This window comes from Actinoplanes sp. ATCC 53533, assembly GCF_003947245.1.
The window spans coordinates 1-19,688 of record NZ_QHHV01000114.1; the positions used below are offsets into that span (position 1 = coordinate 1).

The 19,688-nt window shown below is 71.9% G+C and carries 23 protein-coding genes; 10 read left to right on the forward strand and 13 right to left on the reverse strand.

The window, feature by feature from the left end; all coding sequences use genetic code 11:
• Positions 1–102: 102 nt before the first annotated feature.
• A complete protein-coding gene (locus DMB66_RS32960) occupies positions 103–1,215 on the forward strand; it encodes an ISAs1 family transposase (protein ID WP_233625025.1) in 1,113 nt (370 codons plus the stop codon).
• 330 nt (positions 1,216–1,545) lie between these two features.
• Here DMB66_RS32960 and DMB66_RS32965 read toward each other — a convergent pair whose 3' ends face one another.
• The gene (locus tag DMB66_RS32965; protein WP_125808031.1) at positions 1,546–1,857 is read right to left on the reverse strand and encodes an EthD family reductase; all 312 of its coding nucleotides are present in this window, start codon (positions 1,855–1,857) and stop codon (positions 1,546–1,548) included.
• A 116-nt stretch (positions 1,858–1,973) separates the two neighbouring features.
• On the opposite strand from DMB66_RS32965, the gene sigJ reads away from it, so the two are divergent.
• From sigJ to DMB66_RS32985, 4 genes are read left to right on the forward strand one after another with little or no spacing between them, the layout of a single operon-like run.
• Positions 1,974–2,852, forward strand: coding sequence for an RNA polymerase sigma factor SigJ (gene sigJ / locus DMB66_RS32970; protein ID WP_125808032.1), 879 nt, complete (start codon positions 1,974–1,976; stop codon positions 2,850–2,852).
• 56 nt (positions 2,853–2,908) lie between these two features.
• A complete protein-coding gene (locus DMB66_RS32975; protein ID WP_125808033.1) occupies positions 2,909–3,265 on the forward strand; it encodes a siderophore-interacting protein in 357 nt (118 codons plus the stop codon).
• Positions 3,266–3,319: 54 nt separating this feature from the next.
• Positions 3,320–4,261 carry an SDR family oxidoreductase gene (locus tag DMB66_RS32980; protein ID WP_199752757.1) on the forward strand — a complete coding sequence of 314 codons (942 nt, stop codon included), beginning with the start codon at positions 3,320–3,322 and terminating at the stop codon, positions 4,259–4,261.
• 2 nt (positions 4,262–4,263) lie between these two features.
• Positions 4,264–5,091 (forward strand): helix-turn-helix transcriptional regulator, encoded by an 828-nt coding sequence (locus DMB66_RS32985; protein WP_125808034.1) that lies wholly within the window; start codon positions 4,264–4,266, stop codon positions 5,089–5,091.
• Between the two features lie 28 nt (positions 5,092–5,119).
• Here DMB66_RS32985 and DMB66_RS32990 read toward each other — a convergent pair whose 3' ends face one another.
• Positions 5,120–5,827, reverse strand: a complete 708-nt coding sequence (locus DMB66_RS32990; protein WP_125808035.1) for an aspartate/glutamate racemase family protein — start codon at positions 5,825–5,827, stop codon at positions 5,120–5,122.
• 233 nt (positions 5,828–6,060) lie between these two features.
• On the opposite strand from DMB66_RS32990, the gene DMB66_RS32995 reads away from it, so the two are divergent.
• Positions 6,061–6,930, forward strand: a complete 870-nt coding sequence (locus DMB66_RS32995; protein ID WP_125808036.1) for an AraC family transcriptional regulator — start codon at positions 6,061–6,063, stop codon at positions 6,928–6,930.
• 57 nt (positions 6,931–6,987) lie between these two features.
• Entirely contained in the window at positions 6,988–7,956 is a 969-nt protein-coding gene (locus DMB66_RS33000; protein ID WP_125808037.1) for an NAD(P)-dependent alcohol dehydrogenase, read from the forward strand.
• A 27-nt stretch (positions 7,957–7,983) separates the two neighbouring features.
• Here the strand turns inward: DMB66_RS33000 and DMB66_RS33005 are convergent, their stop codons facing one another.
• The 3 genes from DMB66_RS33005 to DMB66_RS33015 are packed head-to-tail and all read right to left on the reverse strand — an operon-like array spanning position 7,984 to position 10,330.
• Positions 7,984–8,640 carry a response regulator transcription factor gene (locus DMB66_RS33005; protein ID WP_125808101.1) on the reverse strand — a complete coding sequence of 219 codons (657 nt, stop codon included), beginning with the start codon at positions 8,638–8,640 and terminating at the stop codon, positions 7,984–7,986.
• The gene (locus DMB66_RS33010) at positions 8,637–9,749 is read right to left on the reverse strand and encodes a sensor histidine kinase (protein ID WP_233625019.1); all 1,113 of its coding nucleotides are present in this window, start codon (positions 9,747–9,749) and stop codon (positions 8,637–8,639) included. Before DMB66_RS33010 ends, DMB66_RS33005 begins: the two co-directional genes overlap by 4 nt.
• A 14-nt stretch (positions 9,750–9,763) precedes the next feature.
• Positions 9,764–10,330, reverse strand: a complete 567-nt coding sequence (locus DMB66_RS33015; protein WP_125808039.1) for a hypothetical protein — start codon at positions 10,328–10,330, stop codon at positions 9,764–9,766.
• A 269-nt stretch (positions 10,331–10,599) separates the two neighbouring features.
• Between DMB66_RS33015 and DMB66_RS33020 the strand changes: the two genes are divergently transcribed.
• The gene (locus DMB66_RS33020; RefSeq protein ID WP_125808040.1) at positions 10,600–11,556 is read left to right on the forward strand and encodes a DMT family transporter; all 957 of its coding nucleotides are present in this window, start codon (positions 10,600–10,602) and stop codon (positions 11,554–11,556) included.
• 59 nt (positions 11,557–11,615) lie between these two features.
• Here DMB66_RS33020 and DMB66_RS65320 read toward each other — a convergent pair whose 3' ends face one another.
• Positions 11,616–11,744 carry a hypothetical protein gene (locus DMB66_RS65320; protein WP_255441079.1) on the reverse strand — a complete coding sequence of 43 codons (129 nt, stop codon included), beginning with the start codon at positions 11,742–11,744 and terminating at the stop codon, positions 11,616–11,618.
• 202 nt (positions 11,745–11,946) lie between these two features.
• Between DMB66_RS65320 and DMB66_RS33025 the strand changes: the two genes are divergently transcribed.
• Positions 11,947–12,252: a hypothetical protein gene (locus DMB66_RS33025; protein ID WP_125808041.1), complete on the forward strand. Its 306-nt coding sequence runs from the start codon at positions 11,947–11,949 to the stop codon at positions 12,250–12,252.
• A gap of 51 nt (positions 12,253–12,303) precedes the next feature.
• Here DMB66_RS33025 and DMB66_RS61565 read toward each other — a convergent pair whose 3' ends face one another.
• Together DMB66_RS61565 and DMB66_RS33040 are read right to left on the reverse strand one after the other, a co-directional pair.
• On the reverse strand, positions 12,304–12,639 hold the full coding sequence (locus DMB66_RS61565; protein WP_158647457.1) for a hypothetical protein: 336 nt from the start codon (positions 12,637–12,639) through the stop codon (positions 12,304–12,306).
• A gap of 160 nt (positions 12,640–12,799) precedes the next feature.
• Positions 12,800–14,320, reverse strand: a complete 1,521-nt coding sequence (locus tag DMB66_RS33040) for a carboxylesterase/lipase family protein (RefSeq protein ID WP_233625020.1) — start codon at positions 14,318–14,320, stop codon at positions 12,800–12,802.
• 285 nt (positions 14,321–14,605) lie between these two features.
• Between DMB66_RS33040 and DMB66_RS33045 the strand changes: the two genes are divergently transcribed.
• Complete coding sequence (locus tag DMB66_RS33045) at positions 14,606–15,490, forward strand: PaaX family transcriptional regulator C-terminal domain-containing protein (protein ID WP_158647458.1); 885 nt, start codon at positions 14,606–14,608, stop codon at positions 15,488–15,490.
• Positions 15,491–15,519: 29 nt separating this feature from the next.
• On the opposite strand, the gene DMB66_RS33050 is transcribed toward DMB66_RS33045, so the two are convergent.
• From DMB66_RS33050 to DMB66_RS33070, 5 genes are read right to left on the reverse strand one after another with little or no spacing between them, the layout of a single operon-like run.
• Positions 15,520–16,287 (reverse strand): IclR family transcriptional regulator, encoded by a 768-nt coding sequence (locus tag DMB66_RS33050; RefSeq protein ID WP_125808045.1) that lies wholly within the window; start codon positions 16,285–16,287, stop codon positions 15,520–15,522.
• A 7-nt stretch (positions 16,288–16,294) separates the two neighbouring features.
• Positions 16,295–17,083 (reverse strand): ABC transporter ATP-binding protein, encoded by a 789-nt coding sequence (locus tag DMB66_RS33055; RefSeq protein ID WP_125808046.1) that lies wholly within the window; start codon positions 17,081–17,083, stop codon positions 16,295–16,297.
• 22 nt (positions 17,084–17,105) lie between these two features.
• Positions 17,106–17,882, reverse strand: coding sequence for an ABC transporter permease (locus DMB66_RS33060; protein ID WP_125808047.1), 777 nt, complete (start codon positions 17,880–17,882; stop codon positions 17,106–17,108).
• Positions 17,879–18,691 (reverse strand): ABC transporter permease, encoded by an 813-nt coding sequence (locus tag DMB66_RS33065; RefSeq protein WP_233625021.1) that lies wholly within the window; start codon positions 18,689–18,691, stop codon positions 17,879–17,881. Before DMB66_RS33065 ends, DMB66_RS33060 begins: the two co-directional genes overlap by 4 nt.
• Positions 18,688–19,647, reverse strand: coding sequence for an ABC transporter substrate-binding protein (locus tag DMB66_RS33070; RefSeq protein ID WP_125808048.1), 960 nt, complete (start codon positions 19,645–19,647; stop codon positions 18,688–18,690). The genes DMB66_RS33065 and DMB66_RS33070 overlap by 4 nt, the downstream gene beginning before the upstream one ends.
• Positions 19,648–19,688 lie beyond the last annotated feature (41 nt).

Genomic DNA, 19,688 nt, shown 5'->3' on the forward strand with positions numbered 1-19,688 from the left:
GCATGCCCGATACCGGTACTGTCCGCAGTTGCTACCCCCTCCGACACGCCAGTCCGCCCGGTAACCGAGGGTGAACAGGCCGGTTTGCTGCGAGCGTTGGCAGTGGTGCCGGATCCGCGCAGCCCGCGTGGGCTGCGTTACCCGCTCGCCGGGCTCTTGGCGGTCGCGGTGTGCGCGGTGCTGGCCGGGGCTACGTCGGTGGCCGCGATCGCGGACTGGCTGCACGATCTGGACGACATCGCCCGAGCCCGGCTCGGGTTCGTTCGGGGTATGCCGGCCACGACCACGATGTGGCGGCTACTGATCCGCCTGGACGCCGACCTGCTCGCCACGATCCTCGCGGGCTGGTTACGCGCCCGGACCCAGCCGTCAGACCGGCCCCGCGGGCCTCGATATCGGCAGGTCATCGCGGTCGACGGCAAGACCCTTCGGGGCGCCCGCCGCCCCGACGGCAGCCAGGTGCACCTGCTGTCCGCCCTGGACGCCAGTACCGGGATCGTCCTCGCGCAGGTCACCGTGAGCGCGAAGTCCAACGAAATCCCGGCCTTCGCCCCGCTGCTGGACGCCCTCGAACACCTCCTGGGCAGCCTGAAAGACCTGATCTTCGTCGCCGACGCGCTGCACACGCAGGTCGGCCACGCCAACGAGATCGCTGCGCGAGGCGCTCACCTGCTGATCCCCGCGAAGGGAAACCAGCCGACTCTGTTCACCCAGCTCAAGACGCTGCCCTGGGCGCAGGTCCCGATCGGCCATCAGACCCGCGACCACGGTCACGGCCGCCGGGAGACCCGCACCGTCAAGGCCATCACCCTGCACACGCCCGGTGGGATCGGATTTCCCCACGCCGAGCAGGCCATCCGGATCACCCGGACCCGCACCACCACCAAAAGCGGCAAGACCACCCGCGAGACCGCGTACCTGACCATCTCGCTGCCCGCCACCGACGCCCACCCGATCGACCTGCAGCGATGGATTCGGGCCGAGTGGCTAATCGAAAATCTCGTGCACCACGTACGAGATGTCACGTTCCGTGAAGATTCACATCAGGCCCGGACCGGTAACGGACCCGCCGTCATGGCAACCCTGCGTAACACCGCGATCGGCTTCCATCGCATCAGCGGCGACACCAACATCGCCCGCGCCACCCGACGCGCCAACCGCCGCCCCCACGACCTCATCACCGCCGTGATCAGCAGCAACCCCAGAACGCAATGACCCTGCCAGAAAACCCCACAAAAAGGCGATCCCGACGTTTCCTGCAAACCTATTGAATCCCCGCCGAGATTGTCAGCAGATCCCACCCTGAATCGTCGTTGCCCTGCCGCCGAACCCTCAGGTACAGGAGCATTCTCACCGGCAGTTCAAGCCGTCGGTCGCGGTGACGATTTGGCCGAATGAAGTGCGCGTCGACTCACGGTAGCGGTTGGGCGCCGATCGTAGGTCGGCCAACACCGCTGCGCTCGTAGGGATCCCCCTGGGCTACGGCCTGGCGGTCGACGTCATCGAGCACCGAGCACCGAGCATCAGTGGGTTCGCCCACCGCTGCTACTCGATGATCCCGCCGTGGATGGACTCGGTTGATGCGACGAACTGCGACCATTCGTCCAGCAGCTGCCTGAATTCCGGGGTGGCGAGGGTCTCGCGGTATTCGTCGATGCTGGTGATCTCGAGGACCTCCAGGTAGTGGTATGCGGGCGGACCGCCTTCGAGGGTCGCGTCGAGTTTGGTGACCTCGTAGCGTTCGATCGACGGGAAACCGCGGGCCATTGGATAGTCGGTCTGCCGGACCCACTGCTCGTATGCGGCGGGGTCGACGCCCTCGCGGAGCTTGTTGAGAAAGAAGACGCGGTGTGCCATGGGACACCCTCCTCAGAGTCCGGTCAGTATACGCGCGAGGGTGACGTTCATCTCGTACCGGAACGGGCTGGGCCGGCGGTTAGCCTGGGAGCCGCGGACAATCTTGGGGGGCATCGGTGGCCGGGGATCTCGACGAGGCGGCAGCTATCTTCACGGGCGTGCGGTCACGTCTTTTCGGGATCGCCTACCGCATGCTCGGCAGCGCCAGCGAGGCCGAGGACCTGGTGCAGGATGTCTGGCTGCGCTGGCAGGCGACCGATCGCAGCGTGGTGCACAATCCGGGCGCGTTCCTGGCGACGACCATGACCCGGCTGGCCATCAACGAGTTGCAGTCCGCGCGAGTTCGGCGCGAGACATACATCGGTCCGTGGCTGCCGGAGCCGGTCGACACCAGCGCCGACCCGTTCCTGGGCGCCGAGCGTGGGGAGGCGCTCGAGCTCGCGGTCCTGACGCTGATGGAGAAGCTCACCCCGCATGAGCGGGCGGCGTACGTCTTGCGGGAGGCGTTCGACTACCCGTACGGGCAGATCTCCGACATCCTGCAGTCCACCGAGCCGGCCGTGCGCCAGCTCGTCAGCAGGGCTCGCAAGCACGTCGCCGGTGAGCGGAAGATGCCGGTGCCCGGGGCCGCCCAGCGCCAGCTGCTGGCCACCTTCCTCGATGCCGCCCGCAGCGGCGATCTCGAGGCGCTGGAGAGGCTGTTCGCGGCCGATGTGGCGAGCGTCTCCGACGGCAACGGCGAGCGGCAGGTCTCCCGCAAGGTGGTGTCCGGCGCGGCCCGGGTGGCGAAGTACGTCGCGGCGTTCTCGACCTGGTACTGGGAGGGCGTCGACGTGCAGTGGGTCACGATGAACGGGCAGGCCGGTGTCGTCATGCGCCGCGGTGACACGCTGCTGGGGATGGCCACGATCGTCGCCTCCGAGGCCGGGATCGAGCAGTTGCTGTGGATGCTGAACCCGGACAAGATCGCCGCCATGGCCGGCGTCACAAAGTAGCTGCCTGCCCTGTCTGTATTCGTGACAGCGAGAGACAGGGAACGAAGGTGCGGGCGATGCGCCCCGTTCATGATGACGTCGTACGCCGGCTCGCCGCGGCCTGCCGCGCGGGCGACGTCGTCGTGATCGAGGCCGCCCTCGATCCGGACGCCGTCGCCGTGTGCGACGGCGGTGGCCGCGTGCCCGCTCCGGATCGTGCCGTGCGCGGGGCGGCCCGGGTTGCCCGGCTGCTTCGTGCCCTGCTGCCCGGCACCGACCTGACGGTTGAGAGCGCCAACGGGCGCGCCGCCCTGGTTGCCCGCCGGGCCGGCGTGGCCGTGGCCGTGATCGCCGTCGGCTGCCACGAGGACCGGGCCACGGCCCTCTGGGTCGTGCTGAATCCCGCCAAGCTGCGGGGCTGGCACCGCGGCTGAGCCTGGTACTGACAGGACATGGTTCCCGACGAGAGATGGCGTCAGCGTTGAGGCATGCGGAAGGTAACCATGCGGAACACCATTGATCTGACCGGACGGCTCGCCGTGGTGACCGGAGCGAGCGGCGGTCTCGGACTCGGTCTGGCGACCCGCCTGGCCGCGGCCGGCGCCGAGGTTCTCCTGCCGGTTCGCGACCAGGCCAGGGGCGAGGCCGCGCTGAGCCGCGTCCGCGCCGGGGCGCCCGGTGCCGACGTGTCGCTCCGCGAGCTCGACCTGGCCTCGCTGAGGTCGGTGCGGGCCCTGGGCGACGCCCTGAACGCCGAGGGCCGACCGATCCACATCCTGATCAACAATGCCGGTCTGATGACGCCGGCCACCCGGCACACCACGGCCGACGGCCTGGAGCTGCAGTTCGGGACCAACCACGTCGGGCACTTCGCGCTCACCGGCCGGCTGCTGCCGCTGCTGAGCGCCGGCCAGGCGCGGGTGACCACCATGACCAGCAGCGCCGCCCGGCACGCCAAGCTCAACTGGGCAGACCTGCAGAGCGACCAGGCGTACGCGCCGGTCCGCGCGTACAACCAGTCGAAGCTCGCGAACCTGATGTTCGCGCTCGAACTCGACCGGCGCTCGCGAGCCGCCGGGTGGGGGATCGTCAGCAACGCCGCCCACCCGGGTACGACGTTGACCGGCCTGTACGCCGCCGGCCCCAACATGGGCCGGGAGCGGCCCTCGCCGATCGAGGCCGTCATGACGCGCCTGGCCCGCTGGGGCGTCCTGGTCCAGGGCATCGACCGGGGCCTGCTCCCGGCCCTGTACGCGGCCACCAGCCCGGACGCCGTGGGCGGCCACTTCTACGGCCCGGACGGCTTCGGCCAGTTCACCGGCGGCCCGGCCGAGCTGAAGATCTACCGCCCGGCACGCGACGAGGCCGCGGCGGCCCGGCTGTGGGACGTCTCCTCGCGGCTGGCCGGCGTCGAGTTCGCGGCGGCCTGAGGATGGACCGCGCCCGGCTGGCCGAATACCTGCGTACCCGTCGTGCGGCCCGGCAACCGGAGGACGTCGGCCTGCCGCGCGGGCGGCGCAGGCGCACGCACGGCCTGCGCCGCGAGGAGGTCGCGGTGCTCTCCGACATGTCGATCGACTACTACAGCCGCCTCGAACAGCCGCGCGGTCCGCACCCCTCCGAGCAGATCCTCGGTGCGCTCGCCCGCGGGCTGCGCCTGTCCATGGAGGAGCGTGACCACCTGTTCCGGCTCGCCGGGTACGCAGTCCCGCGCCGCTCCACAGACGACCACGTCAACCCGGGGATGATGCGCATCTTCGACGGTCTGCGAGACGCCGCGGCGCAGGTGGTGAGCCCGCTCGGCGAGACCCTGCTGCAGACCCCGCTGTCCGTCGCCCTGATCGGCGACGAGAGCGTCCACCGGGGTCTCGCACGCAGCCTGCACTACCGCTGGTTCACCGATCCCGCGACGCGGCTGCTCCGGCCCGCGGAGGGGCCGCTCATCGCCGCGGACCTGCACGATTCGTTCATCCGCGACGGCCCGGACTCCCGCGCGGCCACGCTGGTCGGCGCGTTGCTCGAGGAAAGCCCGGAGTTCGCCGCGCTCTGGCGCGAGCATCCGGTGGCGAGCCGCTACTGCGGCCCGGTCCGGCTCGTGCACCCGGAGGTCGGCCCGGTCGACCTGCACTGCCAGCGGCTGATCGACCCGGACCAGTCGCAGCAGCTGATCGTCCACACCGCGCAGCCCGGCAGCGAGAGCCACGAGAAGCTGGAGGTCCTGAAGGTGATCGGCGGCCGGCAGGCCGGCCAGTCGTGGTAGATGTGGGCAGAGCCGCGCGGGCCTGCCCCTAAGTGATCGTCAGGGCGCCCTCGATCGCGGCCTCGACGGCGGCCTCGACGTGGATCCGGGTGGTCGGGAAGACCGGGACCGCGCTGTCCGCCGCCGTCACCAGCAGCTCGATCTCGGTGCAGCCGAGCACGATGCCCTGCGCGCCCGCCGCCACGAGCCGCCCGATCGCGCCGCGGTAGAACTCACGTGAGGTGTCCCGCACGATGCCGAGGCACAGCTCGTCGTAGATGATCCGGTGCACCTCGGCACGATCCTCGGCCTCCGGAACGAGCACGTCCAACCCGTGCGTGGCCAGCCGCTGCCGGTAGAAGTCCTGCTCCATCGTGAACGCGGTGCCGAGCAGCCCCACGGTGCGCAAGCCGGAACGCGACACGGCCGCGGCGGTCGCATCGGCGAGGTGGAGCAGCGGGATGCCGATCCGCGCCTGCACCTCGTCGGCGACCTTGTGCATCGTGTTTGTGCAGAGCACCACGAGATCGGCCCCGGCGGCCTCGAGCGCCGCGGCGGCCTCGCCGAGGAGGTGGCCGGCCCGCTCCCACTCACCGGCGGCCTGCATCGCCTCGACGTCGGCGAAGTCGACGGAGTACAGGACGCACCGAGCCGAATGTAGCCCACCCAAGCGCCGGCGCACGAGCTCATTGGCCAGCCGGTAGTACATCGCGCTCGACTCCCAGCTCATGCCGCCGAGCATCCCGATCGTCAACACCCGGCGTTCCCGTCGGGGCGGCTCGACGACGGGTGACAAACGATCTTCAAGCGCATGGCACCATGATCGAATGGCCGGCCGGGCCGGGTCAACGACCACTCCCCCGGCCGTGGCTCTCCCGCGGCGTGCGTAGGTCCGCGTCCCGGGCATCCAATCGGATGATCGGATCGGGCCGCCGCGGTCGGGCGCGGCCGGGGCGCCGTCCGCCAGGATCGACATCGGAAGGAGGCCTCATGATCTCGGCACTCAACCGGCTCGTCGAGCTCGTCGAGGAGCACCTCACCGAGGAGATCGACGTCAACGGATGGGCCAGGGCGCTCGGCACGACCGAATACCACCTGCGCCGGATGTTCTCGTCGTTGGCCGGCATGCCGCTGTCGGAGTACGTGCGCCGGCGCCGCATGACCCTCGCCGCGGCCGACGTGGTCCGGGGCGAGGACGAGCTGCTGAGCATCGCCGTCCGGCACGGCTACGGCTCCACCGAGGCGTTCGGGCGCGCGTTCCGGGCGGTCCACGGCGCCGGGCCCGGTGACGTTCGCCGCGACGGAGGCCCCCTTCGCGCCCAACCACAGCTCAGGTTCCGCCTGACCGTCGAGGGGAGCAGCCCCATGGACACCCGCATCGTCGACCGCCCCGCGTTCCGGCTCGTCGGGCACGCGGCCCGGGTGCCGCTGATCCGCCGGGGCGTCAACCCGCACATCGAGCGGCACGTCACCGCGCTGCCGCGGGAGGAGCATCTCCGGCTCAAGGCCCTCGGCGACACGGAACCGACAGGTCTGCTGCAGGTCTGCGACGACCTCGACCCCGACGGCACCGAGGGCCGCGACCTGACCTACCTGCACGGCGTCGCCGTCTCCCGGGACACCCCGGCCCCCGGCGACCTCGACGCCGTCGAGCTGCCGGCCGGCAGGTGGGCGGTCTTCCGCACCGCCGGGCCCCATCCGCGCGCGCTGCAGGAGGCCTGGGCCGCGACCGCGACCGAGTGGTTCCCCGCCAACCCGTGGCGGCTGCGCCCCGGCCCCTCGATCGTGACGGTCCTCGAACGCGCGGCCGACTTCGGCACCGCGACCTGCGAGCTGTGGCTGCCCGTCGAACCGGCGTGACGACCCCGCGGGAAGCACTCAGCGCTGTCACAGCCGCACTGCCGGATGATGCCGCGCATGCGAGCGGTGATGTTCAAGGCGTACGGCCCGCCCGAGGTTCTCACCCAGGTCGACCTGCCGACGCCGGTGCCCCGGGGCGACCAGGTGCTGATCCGGGTGCGCGCCACCACGGTCACCTCCGCCGAGTGCGGGATGCGCCGGGGCGAGCCGCGCTGGGGCCGGCTCATCCTCGGCCCGCTCCGCCCTCGTCCGGGCGTCCGCGTGCTCGGGCTGGAGTTCGCCGGCGACGTCACGGCGGTCGGTCCGGCCGCGCGCCGGTATGCGGTCGGCGACCGGGTCTTCGGGTTCACCGGGTTCGGCGTCGGGGCGAACGCGGAATACAAGTGCCTGTCCGAGCGGGCGTCGCTCATCACGATGCCGCCGAACGTCGGCTACCCGGAGGCCGCGGCCAGCGTCGACGGATTCACCACCGCCTGGTACTTCCTCCGCGAGCTGGCCCGGGTCCGGCCCGGCCAGCGGGTGCTGGTCATCGGCGGCTCCGGCAGCATCGGCACGTACGCCGTCCAGCTCGCCCGGCAGGCCGGCGCCACCGTGCACGCCGTGTGCGGCGGCCGGAACGTCAAGCTCGTCGAGTCGCTCGGCGCCGAACGGGTCTTCGACTACACGGCCGAGGACTTCACCACCAGCGGCGAACGGTACGACGCCGTCTTCGACACGGTGGGCCGCAGCTCGTTCGCCCGCTGCCGGCCGGTGCTGGCGCCGCGCGGCTGCTACCTGCCGACGACGGGCCTGGTCAACAACGTCCTCGCGCTCCGTACCGCGGTCACCGGCGGCCCGCGGGTCCGGACCGGCATGTCGGTGCGCAAGCACGCGGCCCTGGCCGAGCTGCGCGAACTGATCGGGCAGGGCCGGCTCCGGGTCGTCATCGACCGCAGTTATCCGCTGGCCGAGATCGTCGAGGCGCACCGCTACGTCGACGGTGGGCACAAGGTCGGCAACGTCACCATCACCGTGGCGGAAGACTGAACCGCCCGTGCCCGCCCGGTCAGCGGCCTACCGCCGGCCGGGCACGACGAGCCCGGTCTCGTACGCCGCGATCACGGCCTGGACGCGATCGCGCAGGCCGAGTTTGGTGAGCACGTTGCTGACGTGCGTCTTCGCGGTGTGCGTGCTGACGACCATGGCGGCGGCGATCTCCGGATTGGACATGCCCTCCGCGAGCATCCGGAGCGTCTCGCGCTCGCGGGCCGTCAGCACGGTCAGCCGTTCCGCCGGCAGCGGGCGCGCCAGCTCGCCCGCGGTGAACTGCTCGACCAGGCGCCGGGTCACCGAGGGCGCGAGCAGCGACTCGCCCAGGGCGACCACCCGTACGGCGTGCACGAGATCGTCGCGGCGCACGTCCTTGAGCAGGAACCCGCTCGCGCCCGCCCGCAGCGCGTCGAAGACGTGGTCGTCCTGGTCGAACGTGGTCAGCATGACGACCCGGCAGCCGGTCTCGGCGCACACGATCCGGGCGGCCTCGATCCCGTCCATGCCGGGCATCCGGATGTCGAGCAGCACCACGTCGGGCCGGTGCTCCCGGACGGCCGCGACCGCCTGGAACCCGTCGCCCGCCTCGGCGACCACCTCGATGTCGGGCTGGGCGTCCAGGATCATCGCGAATCCGGCGCGTACCAATTCCTGGTCGTCGGCGACCACCACCCGGGTCACAGCGGCAGCCACGCTCGTACCGCGAAACCCCGGGCCGCCGGGCCGGCCGACGCGGCCCCGCCGCACGCGGCGGCGCGTTCCCGGATGCCGGTCAGCCCGTTGCCGCCGGACGGCGGCCCCGCCGCGGCGCCGCGGCCGTCGTCCTGGATCTCGATCACCAGGCTCTCCTCCTGCCAGCTCAGTCGCACGTCGGCGCGGGACGCACCGGCGTGCTTGACGACGTTCGTCAGCGCCTCCTGGGTGATCCGGTAGGCGGCCACCCCGCAGTCGGGCGGCAATCGCCGGGGCTCGCCCGCCACCTCGTAGCCGACTTCCAGCCCGGCGCCCGCCACCTGCCTGACCAGCTCGGGCAGGTCGTCGACGGTCAGCCGCGGGGTGCGCGGTTCGCGCTCCTCCTTGAGGACGTCGAGCGTCCGGCGGAGCTGGTCCATCGCGTCCCGGCCGGCGTCGGCGATGGAGTCGAACGTGGCGATGGCCCGTTCCGGGTCGCGGCGCACCACCACCGGCCCGGCTTCCGCCTGCACGACCATGAGGCTGACCGCGTGCCCGAGAATGTCGTGCATGTCGCGGGCGATGCGGGCCCGTTCCCGTTCGGCGGCCCGTTCGGCCTCCAGGGTGCGCTCGCGCTCGAGCCGGACGGCGCGCTCCTCCAGGACGGCGGCGTGCGCGCGGGTTCCGGCGGCCCCGCGGCCGAGCGCGTAGGCGGTCACGTTCAGGACGACCCCGCGCATCGCGGTGTCGGCCGAGCCGACCGTCAGGAGCCCTCCGCCGATGATCGTGGCCAGCGCGGCCCACCGCACGAGGGCACCGGACCGGGCGGACACCGTGTAGAGGGCGATCAGCGTGCCGTACCAGAGTGGCTGCGCCGCGACCGCGTCCACGAGGTCGTACAGGGCGCCGAAGGCGACGCTGACCAGCAGGACGGGCAACGGCAGGCTGCGCCGGGCCACCAGCGGCACGGCGGAGCCGACCGCGGCGACGTAGCCCCACCAGTGCCACTGGCCCTCCCGGAACAGCAGCGGCCAGAGCTGCGCGACGGCGGCCAGGGCCGCGAGCGCGGCGTCCGACCACGGGGAACGCGCCCAGCGGCGGACCGGCGAGGAGAACACGATGCGCCATGCTGTCATGCGTATGCCGGGCGCCGGCGGGCGAGGGGCGCCAGCGCGGCGAGCATCAACAGGCCACCGAGCGGCAGCAGATCGAGGCCGGCCAGCGTGACACCGACGCCGAGGACCAGGAGCACCGGCGCCCACACCGGCACGGTGCGGACGGCGGCGAGGTGCCCGACCAGCGCGATCAGCCCGAGGTAGAACAGCGCGGGCCCCGGCCCGTAGACGACGAACGCGACCCCGGGCACCTCCTGGACGTCGCTGAACATCCGCCCCATCGCGGCCCGGTCGGCGGCGACGACCCCGACCACGATGTCGATGCCGATCTGCACGAGGCCGCAGCACACGCCAGCCACCCCGGCGACGGCGGCGGCCGTGGCGACCGCACCGCCGCCGGCCATCCGGCGCGCGGTCAGCAGGACCCGTACGAAAAGGATCAGCGCGGCGAAGAAGGCCAGGTGCCCGACGGTCCACAGGAGGCCGGGGCCGTGCGCGCCGTCGAGCCCGTCCAGCAGCCGGATCAGGCCGTAGGCAACGGTGAGGGTGGGGGCGGCGATGACCGCCAGGCGTGTTGTCCACATGCCGTCGATCCTCATCCGCGAGCGACGCCGGGGCATCGCCGACGTCGGCGATCTTCGCGCTCCCCCACGAGACCCCCTACTCCGAGAACGTCGCCGGCGATCCGCTACGGTCGGCCGGTGAGACCGTTCACGGGCGTTCTGCCCCCTCCCCGCTCCTGACGGAGCGATGAGCTGACAGCCGGCCACCACGATCGCGTGGTCGGTTCTTTCTTCATGCCTGCGCTCCGCCGACGCTGCCCTCATCAGCTGACCATTCGGAGCGCGTACCCATGTCTCGATCCTTCCTGCCGTCAACCGCCGCGCAGCGCGGTGTCATCGCCATCGCCGCCGCCGGATTCCTCTGGGGCACGACCGGCGTGGTCGTGCAACTGATCCGTCAATCGACCGGCTTGAGCCCGGTCAGCCTCGGGTTCTGCCGCTTGGCCATCGCGGCGCTCGCCCTGCTGATCTTCCTGGCGAGGCGGCTGCGGCCGGTGGTCTCGGCGCTGCGTGCCCAACCGGGACTGCTCGCCCTGATCGGCGTCGGCCTCGGCGCGTACCAGGCGCTGTATTTTCTCGCGGTCGCCTGGGGCGGTGTCGCGATGGCCACCGTCGTCAGCCTCGGCCTCGCGCCCGTCCTCATCGCCGGCGGGGAAGCCGCCCGCTCCCGGCGCGTGCCGGCCCGCGGCACGCTGTTCAGCGTGACCACGGCGGTCCTGGGCCTGGCCCTGATCACCGGCTTCGAGGGGGCGCCGACCGAGGCCGCACCGCGACCGCTGGCCGGTCTGCTCGCGGCGGTCGGCTCCGGCATCGGGTACGCGGGCAGCACGGTACTGAGCCGACGGGTCAGCCGGCACACCCAGCCGGTCGTCCTCACCACGGTCTCCACCGCCGTCGGCGCCCTGACGCTCCTGCCGTTCGCGCTGGTGAGCAACGACCTCCCGGGCCTGATCATGCCCGCCACCGCGGCGATGCTGGCCTACCTCGGCGTCGCCGCGACCGCGGTGGCATACGGGCTGTTCTACGCGGGGCTGCGCACCACCGCGGCCGGGGTCACGGTCGTCCTGACGTTGCTCGAACCGTTGACGGCGGCGCTGCTCGCCGTCGTCATCCTCGGCGAGCGGCTCACCGTACCGATCACCGTCGGCGGCCTCCTGCTACTCGGCGCGGTCGTGACCGCCTCCCGTTCCCACCGGCAGGCGCCGGGTCGCCGGGAAACCCGGCGGCCCGGCGTCCTCACCCGGTGAGCGGCCCGTCAGAGCATGCCGATCGCCGTCCCGGTGATCGCGTCACGCATCGGTGCGTATCACTCCGGATCCGCGTTCGCGGTCCCGGTCGGCGTGGCCGCCCACGCGGGGGCCGCGGCACCGGTGGCGAGCGCGGAGCCGCCGAGCGCGGCCATGGTCAAGAGGGTCCGGCGGGGCAAGGTCGTCATCGGCTTGAGCCGCACAGCGCACAGCCGAACGGGCCTCCGGGATATACCGGATAGCTACCCTGAATCCGCCCGGACGACAACCGCGGCCCGGCCGGTTCGCTGTCCGCCGACCATGCCGGGCATGCTCTGATGGGGTGGTACGCGGTGCCGAGGAGGACCAGGAACCCGAGCAGGCGTAACTCCGTGAGATCGAGGAGATGCGATGACCCCGGACGAGCACGCCGCCGAGGCGCTGCGCTTGCTGAAGATGTCCGAGAGGCTCGCCGCGGTCGACGCGGCGAACGAGATCGCCCGGGCCCAGGTGCACGCCATCCTGTCGTTGCGCGCGGCGGCGGTGCCGCGGCAGTCCGGGTTCGCGCCGCGGAGCGAGTTCACCTCCGCCGACGAGCTCAACGAGCAGCTCAGCGACGATGACGGCGAGGGGTTCCGGGTGCGTGACTGGTACAGCGGCGACGACCCGGGCAAGGCCATCCTCGACGACTGGGACGACAGCGACCCAGGCGCCTGACGGCGCCGGCCCTCGCGCCCTGCGGCTTTCTCAGCGTCGCGGGTGAGGCGCTCAGGTCAGGCAGATCCGGCCGGGCCCGAATCCGGTGACGGGCTGGGTGCGGACGATCTCGACGCCGGCGGCCAGGCCGAAGTTCGGTGAGCCGCCGACGCAGTACTGCGTCTTGGTCTGATTGGCGATCCCCGTCATGGTGTCGCCGCCGGGGAACGTGTGCGACTGGCCCTCGGGCACCCAGATGATCGTGCCCTTGATCAGGGCGACGCAGACGTACCCGTCGGCACAGGGAACGACCGGGGCCGCGGCGGCGGCGGCCGGAACGGCCGGGGTGATCGCCGCGGCGGCGGCGAAGGCGGAAGCGACAACGGCGCGTTTGACTGTGGTGAACATCGTGACTCCCCGATGAAATCGACGTTTCGCCGAAGGTAACGACGGGCCGAGATCATCCGCAGCCCCGTGTCCGAAAATCGACAAATGCCGATGTCTGCTCGGGATCGGGGCCCGCGGTATCCCCGCCTGGTCGGCGGGGTGGGGGACGGGTCCGAGCTCGTCACACTGTGGCGCGCAGGGGCAGCGCCGCGAAGGCGTGGTCCTGCCAGAGTCGGCGTGACTGCTCTTCCGGGTATGGGGCGGTGCTGGGCTGGGCGTCGAGGAGCCACGTCAAACGCTGTTCCGCGTCGTAGGCGGGCCAGCCGGGGTCGCCGGTGGCGGCGAACCGCGACCAGGCGGCGCGCAGGGCGGCGGAGGCCGCCTCCACCTCCGGTGTCGCCTCCGGGCCGATCAATGTCGCGCCGAATCCGGTGTAGACGCCGAAGGTCAGCGGAACGTCCAGGCCGTGACACGCGCCGAGCGCTCCGCCGTTGCCGGGGGCGGTGAGGGTGAGTTCGTAGACGTGGGCCCGGCCGCCGCCCTGGATGTGGGCCTGCGCGAGACGCAGTGACGGCATGCGGAACAGCCAGTCGGACTGCACCAGCTCGAACAGGCGCTCCGCCGGGGCGCCCGGGTATGCCACCCGGTAAGCGGCCGCCGGATCCGGGCCCGGCCCGAACAGTCGCAGGGTGGCCGCCGCCTGTTCCTCGGGGATCGGGCCGAGCAGCCCGGCCATGGCGAGGAAGAGCCGGTACTCGTCGCGGGTGTGCCCGGCGATCAGCTCGATGTCGCGGGCGGACCCGGCGGCGAGCGCCGCCCACGGGACGACGGGCAGGACGTCGCCGTCCACCACGGGAGAGAACGGGGTGGGGGTGAAGGCCACCGGACCCCAGCGATCCCCGTACTGCGTCATCTTGGCCGACAGCGTGGCGCCCGCCTCGGGCAGCGTGCGCGGGTCGACCCGCGCCAGGTCCGCGACGGTCGGGCGGAGCCCGAGCTCGGCGGCCAGGACGCCGGCGATGTCGGCGGCCAGTTCGGCGGAGAAGTAGGTGCCGGGCACGCTCTGGGTGATGGCGCGCCGGAACAGGCCGGCCGCGCGGGGCATGGCCAGCAGCGCGGCGATCGAGCCGGCGCCGGCGGACTCGCCGCAGACCGTCACCCGGTCCGGGTCCCCGCCGAACGCGGCGATGTTGTCCCGGACCCATTCGAGCGCGGCGACCTGGTCCAGCAGGCCACGGTTGGCCGGCGCGCCGTCGATCAGGGCGAAGCCCTCGATGCCGACCCGGTGGTTGAAGGTGACCACCACCAGGTCACCGTCGCGGGCCAGCCGGCCGCCGTCGTAGCCGGGGTCGTCGGCCGAGCCCACCTTGTAGGCGCCGCCGTAGATCCAGACCAGGACCGGGCGGCGGGCCGCCGGATCCGGCGCCGGGGTCCACACGTTGACCGTCAGCCAGTCGTCGCCGGCCGGTCGGTCTCCCGGCGCTGGCGCGGGGCCCCACGGCTCCTGCGGCGGCGGCGGTCCGAAGGTGAATGCCTCCCGCACGCCCGGCCACGCCTCGGGCGGGCGCGGCGCGGCGAACCGCAGCGGACCGGTCGGGGGCTGCGCGAAGGGGATGCCCCGGAAGACGCGAACGCCGTTCTCCCACCGGCCTCGTACCCTCCCGGCTGCTGTCGCGACGGGTGGATCGGTCGACTCGTTCACTGCGGCTCCTCCCTCACCGTGCGAATCCCCTGACCGGCGGCCGAGGGCACGGGCGCTCACCGGTCGCGACCCCGGCGTCGGGACGGGCGACATGATCGAACGCGCGACTCACCGTAAGACGATGATGTTGCGGCGGTCAACACAATCGTCGAATGACTCGTGCCGTAGTGAGCTCGACCAGGAGCGCCTGGTGCTCCCGCTCCACGGGCCTCCTCCGCTGCGCCGGTGGGCGGCCATAGAATGCCCGGATGCGCTGCCCTCGGACTCTCCGCCGCCGGTGTGGGCATGGCTGACTCGCCCGATGCGGCCCCGCCGGCCGGCCCCTTCGGCCCGGGAACGCCGGAGCGGTTCGTCTGGTCGCGCAGGTATGCCGCCGGCCTGGGCGGTGTCCGCGGGCTGCTGATCACGGTTCTCGGCGACTACCTGCGCCCGACGGGGTCGGCGGCGCCGACCTCGGCCTTCATCGAGGTGATGAGCCGCCTCGGCGTCGAGGAGACCGCCTGCCGGCAGGCTCTGATCCGGGCCGCGGCGGACGGCTGGCTCGTCACGAAGCGGTCGGGACGGTTCACCTGGTGGCAGCTGAGTCCGGCGTTCGAGCAGTTCCTCGCCATGGGCGCCGAGCGGATCTTCGGTTTCGCCGCGTCCCAGCCCGGCTGGGACCGGCGGTGGCTCGTCGTGGTGACGCGGGCCGCGGAGTCCAACCGGGCGGCCCGGCACCTGGTGCGTACCCGGCTGCGCTGGTCCGGTTTCGGCCCGCTCGGGCCCGGGGTCTGGATCAGTACCCACACCGACCGCGCGAAGGACGCCGAGATCACCCTGCGCGAGGCCAGGGTGTTCGAGGACTGCCAGATCTTCCTCTCCGAGTATCTCACCGGCGGCGACCCGGCCGTCATCGTGCGGCAGGCGTGGGACCTCGACGACGTGGAGCGGGAGTACGAGGCGTTCCTGGCCGAGTTCACCCGCCAGCCCTCCGACGATCCGCTCGTCCGCACGACCAGGCTCGTCCACGCGTGGCGGCGCCTGGCGCTGCTGGACCCCGCGCTGCCCACGGAGTTGCTGCCCGCGGGATGGATCGGTGCCCGGGCCGTGAAGCTGTTCCGCCGCCAGCACGCCAAATGGCTGCCGCAGGCGACCCAGGAGTGGGGACGGATCAGCAGGCACGCTCGCTGACTGCGGCAGCCAGCGCGAGACCCTTCCTTTCACCCAGTGGAAGTGGCGTCGAGGCGGGCGGCGATGCCTTCGGCGGCCAGCCGGATGGGTGGGGCGAGTCTGGCCGGCTCGACCAGGACGCTCTGCACGACGGCGCCGACCGCTGCGACGGGCCGGCCGGCGCGGTCGAGGACGGGGGCTGCCACCGAGCAGGTGCCCAGCGTCATCTCCTCGCGCGTGACGGCATAGCCGCGTTGCGCGGTCTGCTCCAGGTCGGCGGAGAGGCGGCCGGGTTCCACGATGGTGTAGCGCGTCGGCCTGGCCAGGGAGCGGGCGAGGTAGTCACGCCGGAAGCCGGGGGTCTCGTGGGCGAGCAGCGCCTTGCCGACGCCGGTCGCGTGCAGGGGCAGCCGGCCGCCGATGCGGGAGACGATCGGGACCGAGCGATGCCCGGCGAGCTTCTCGACGTAGAGGACGTCGTCGCCGTCGCGGACGGCGAGGTGCACGTTCTCGCGGGTGGCCTCGTAGAGCGTCTGCAGAAACGGCAGGGCGATCTCCCGCAATCGGATGTGCAGCGGGCCGAGCAGCCCGACCTCCCACAGCCGCAGCCCGATCTCGTAGTGGCCGTCGTCGCAGCGGTAAAGCCCTCGCCAGGCGACGAGCTCGCCGACCAGGCGGTGGGTGGTGGCCAGGGGCACCCCGCAGCGGCGGGAGATCTCCGACAGCGACAGGCGCGGATGGGCGATGTCGAAGGCGTCCAGAATGGCGAGCACGCGGGAGGTCACCGACTGGCCGGGCTGGCTCGTGCGTCCTGCCATGCGGGCGTCAAACGCCGGCGGCTGGTGGTGCGGTGGCCTTGGCCTTCTGGATCTGTTCGTAGACGTGGCCGCGCAGCTCGGTGAATCTCGGCTGCGCGCGGGTGGTCAACTGGTCGCGCTCGGCGGGCAGGTCGACGGCCAGGTCCTCCTGGACGATGGTCGGCGAGCTGGACAGGATCACGACCCGCTGGCCCAGGTACACGGCTTCGTCGATGTCGTGGGTGACGAAGAGGATCGTCATCGCGAACCCGGCCCAGATCCGGCGGACCAGATCCTCGAGCTCGGCCCGGGTCTGGGCGTCGACGGCGGCGAACGGCTCGTCCATGAGCAGGATGTGGGGTTCGTAGGCGATGGCCCGGGCGATCGCGACGCGCTGCTGCATGCCGCCGGACAACTGCCAGGGGTACGCCGCGTGGGCATCGGACAGGCCGACCGCTTCGAGGGCCCGTGCGACCATCTCCCGTCGCCGCGCCGCGGGCAGCTTCTTCTGCTTCAGGGGCAGTTCGACGTTGGCGGCGACGCTCATCCAGGGGAACAGGCTGCGGCCGTACTCCTGCAGCACCACGGCCATGTTCGCCGGCGCCCCGCTCACCGGCGTTCCCTCCAGCACCACCCGGCCCGACGTGGGCGCCAGCAGCCCGGACACGCATTTGAGCAGAGTGGTCTTGCCGCAGCCCGACGGGCCGACCAGGCAGACCAGCTCGCCGGCGCCGACCCGGAAGGTCAGGTCACGCAGGGCCTCCACCGATCGTCCGTGCCCGTCATAGATCTTGCGCAGGTGTTCGACTTCGAGCATGAGGGCGGGTGCCTTTCGCGGGTCAGTGGTCGCGCGCCGCGGCGCGCTGGCCGAAGTACCAGAACAGGACCCGGCGCTCGACCACCCGGAAGAGGGTGGCCAGGACGAAGCCGAGCAGGCCGAGCAGGATGGTCCCCGACCACATCTCGGGGATGGCGAAGGTGCGCTGGAACTGGATGATCGCGAACCCGAGTCCCTCGCGGGCGGCGAACATCTCGCTGATCACCATCAGGATGATCGCGATCGACAGGGCCTGCCGGAGGCCGGCGAAGATCTGCGGTCCCGCGGCGGGCAGCGTCAGGTGCCGCAGCCGCCCCAGCCCGCCGATGCGGTAGGAGCGGGCGGTGTCGATCAGCACCGGGTCGACGGCGCGCACGCCTTCGACGGTGTTGAGCAGGATCGGCCACACGGCCCCGACCGCGATCACGATGATCTTCATCTGGTCGCCGATGCCGGCGAACAGGATCAGGATCGGAATCAGCACCGGTGGTGGGATCGCGCGGAGGAATTCCAGGCCGGGCTCGGCGATCCCGCGGACCAGCCGGGACCGGCCGATCACCACCCCGGCGGCGACGCCTACCCCGGCCGCGATCAGGTAGCCGGCGGCCAGCCGGGCCAGGCTGGGCAGCACGTCGGTGGCGAAGCGGTCGCCGATCCACACCTCGGCGAAGGCGGCCAGGATCTGCCGCAGCGGCGGCAGATAGAAGTTGGTGCTCGCATCGGAGGTCCACCACCAGGCGAGCACCAGCAGGACCGGCAGCGTCATCGTGGCGGCCAGTCGCCGCAGGAGGCCGATCATGGGAGCACCTCCCCGCGCATCGAGGGGTGCCAGGACAGCAGGCGGCGTTCCGCCCAGCGCGCCAGTGTGTTGATCAGAATGCCGACCAGTCCCGTGACCATGACCAGGGCGTACAGGGTGGGGATGGCCGCACCGGACTGGGCGAGGGCGATCTGCTGGCCGAGGCCGGGGGCGCCGATCACCAACTCGCCGGTCACCGCGAGCACCAGGGCCACCGTCGAGGCCAGGCGCAGGCCTGTCAGTACGTACGGCAGGGCGGTCGGCCAGACGACGTAGCGGATGCGGCCCCAGCGGCTGAACCGGTACGACCGGGCGGTGTCGTCGGCTACCGGGTCGACGTCCTGGACACCGTAGAGAACCTGGATGAGCACCTGCCAGAACGCCGCGTACACGATGAGCAGCAGCTTGGAGCGCAGGTCGGCGCCGAACAGCAACACCGCGAGCGGAATCAGCGCCACCGACGGGATCGGGCGCAGGAACTCGATCGTGGAACGGGTCGCGACCAACAGGAACGGCGTGGTGCCGATCAGCACCCCGAGACCGGTCGCCGCGACCGCGGCGATGGCCAGGCCGATGGCCCAGCCACGCAGCGTCTCGTAGAGGGCGAACCAGAACTGCGACCGGCCGGCCTCCTCGGCGAGGGCACCGACGACCTCGTGCAGCGGCGGCAGGTAGGCGGCGGAGACGAGACCGAGTTGCGGGACGATCTCGAACAGGGCCGCCACCAGCACGACACCGGTCACGGTCTGCGCCCACGGCGGGAACCCGATGCGGCTTCCCGCCACGGCACGGTACCCGGGGTACGTCACGGGAGCAGGGCCGCGAGGTCCGGCTTGGCCGTCACGAGCTTGTCGGAGACGGCGAGGTCGGCAAGCACCCCGAGCGCCGCGGTGTCGATGGTGGCCGGCCACTGCGGCAGGGTGAGTGACTTCGCCTGCTCAGCGGTGATCTTCGTATAGGTGGTGATGACCGTCCGGGCCTCATCCGGGTGGGCCTGGGCATAGCCGGATGACTCCGCCATGGCCTCGGCGAACCGCTTCACCAGATCCGGGTCGTCCTGGCCCAGCTTGGTGGTGGCGAAATAGGCGGCGACCGGCAGGTTGGGCGCGGTGTCGACGAAGTTCCACGCCACCACCCGGGCGCCCTGCGCCTTGGCCACCGACAGGAACGGTTCCACCACCCACGCCGCGTCGATCTTCTTGCCGGCCAGGGCGGCGGGCATCTCCGGGAACGCCAGCTCGGTGAACTTGACCTTGTCCGGGTCGCCGCCGGCCTTCCGCACCGACGCGCGCACCGTGGTGTCACCGATGTTCTTCAGGGTGTTCACCGACACGGTCTTTCCCGCCAGATCCTTGGCGGTCCGGATCGGGCTGTCGGCGTTGACGACGACCGCGCCGAAGTCGGCGCCTTCCTTACCGGTGGACGAGTTCCCCGCGCAGGTGATCTTGATGGGCAGGCCCTTGCTCGCCGCGATCATCAGCGAGGTGATGTTGGAGAACCCGAACTGGAACTGCCCGGCGACGACACCGGGCACGATCGCCGCGCCGCCCTGGGCCGCGACCAGGTTCAGATCGATGCCGCGAGAGGAGAAGAAGCCCTTCTCCTTGCCCAGATAGATCGGTGCCACGTCGACGATCGGGATGACCCCGACCGTGACCTTCTTCGACGCGTCGGTCTGCGACCCGCCGCTATCGGCCGCCGGTGAGGCACAGCCGGCCAGCCCCAACAGGGCCACCGCCGCCGCTGCGATGAGGGTTCGGCGCATGGAGGACCTCCAGATCCACAAATGGTCAACCCCGCCGCAAC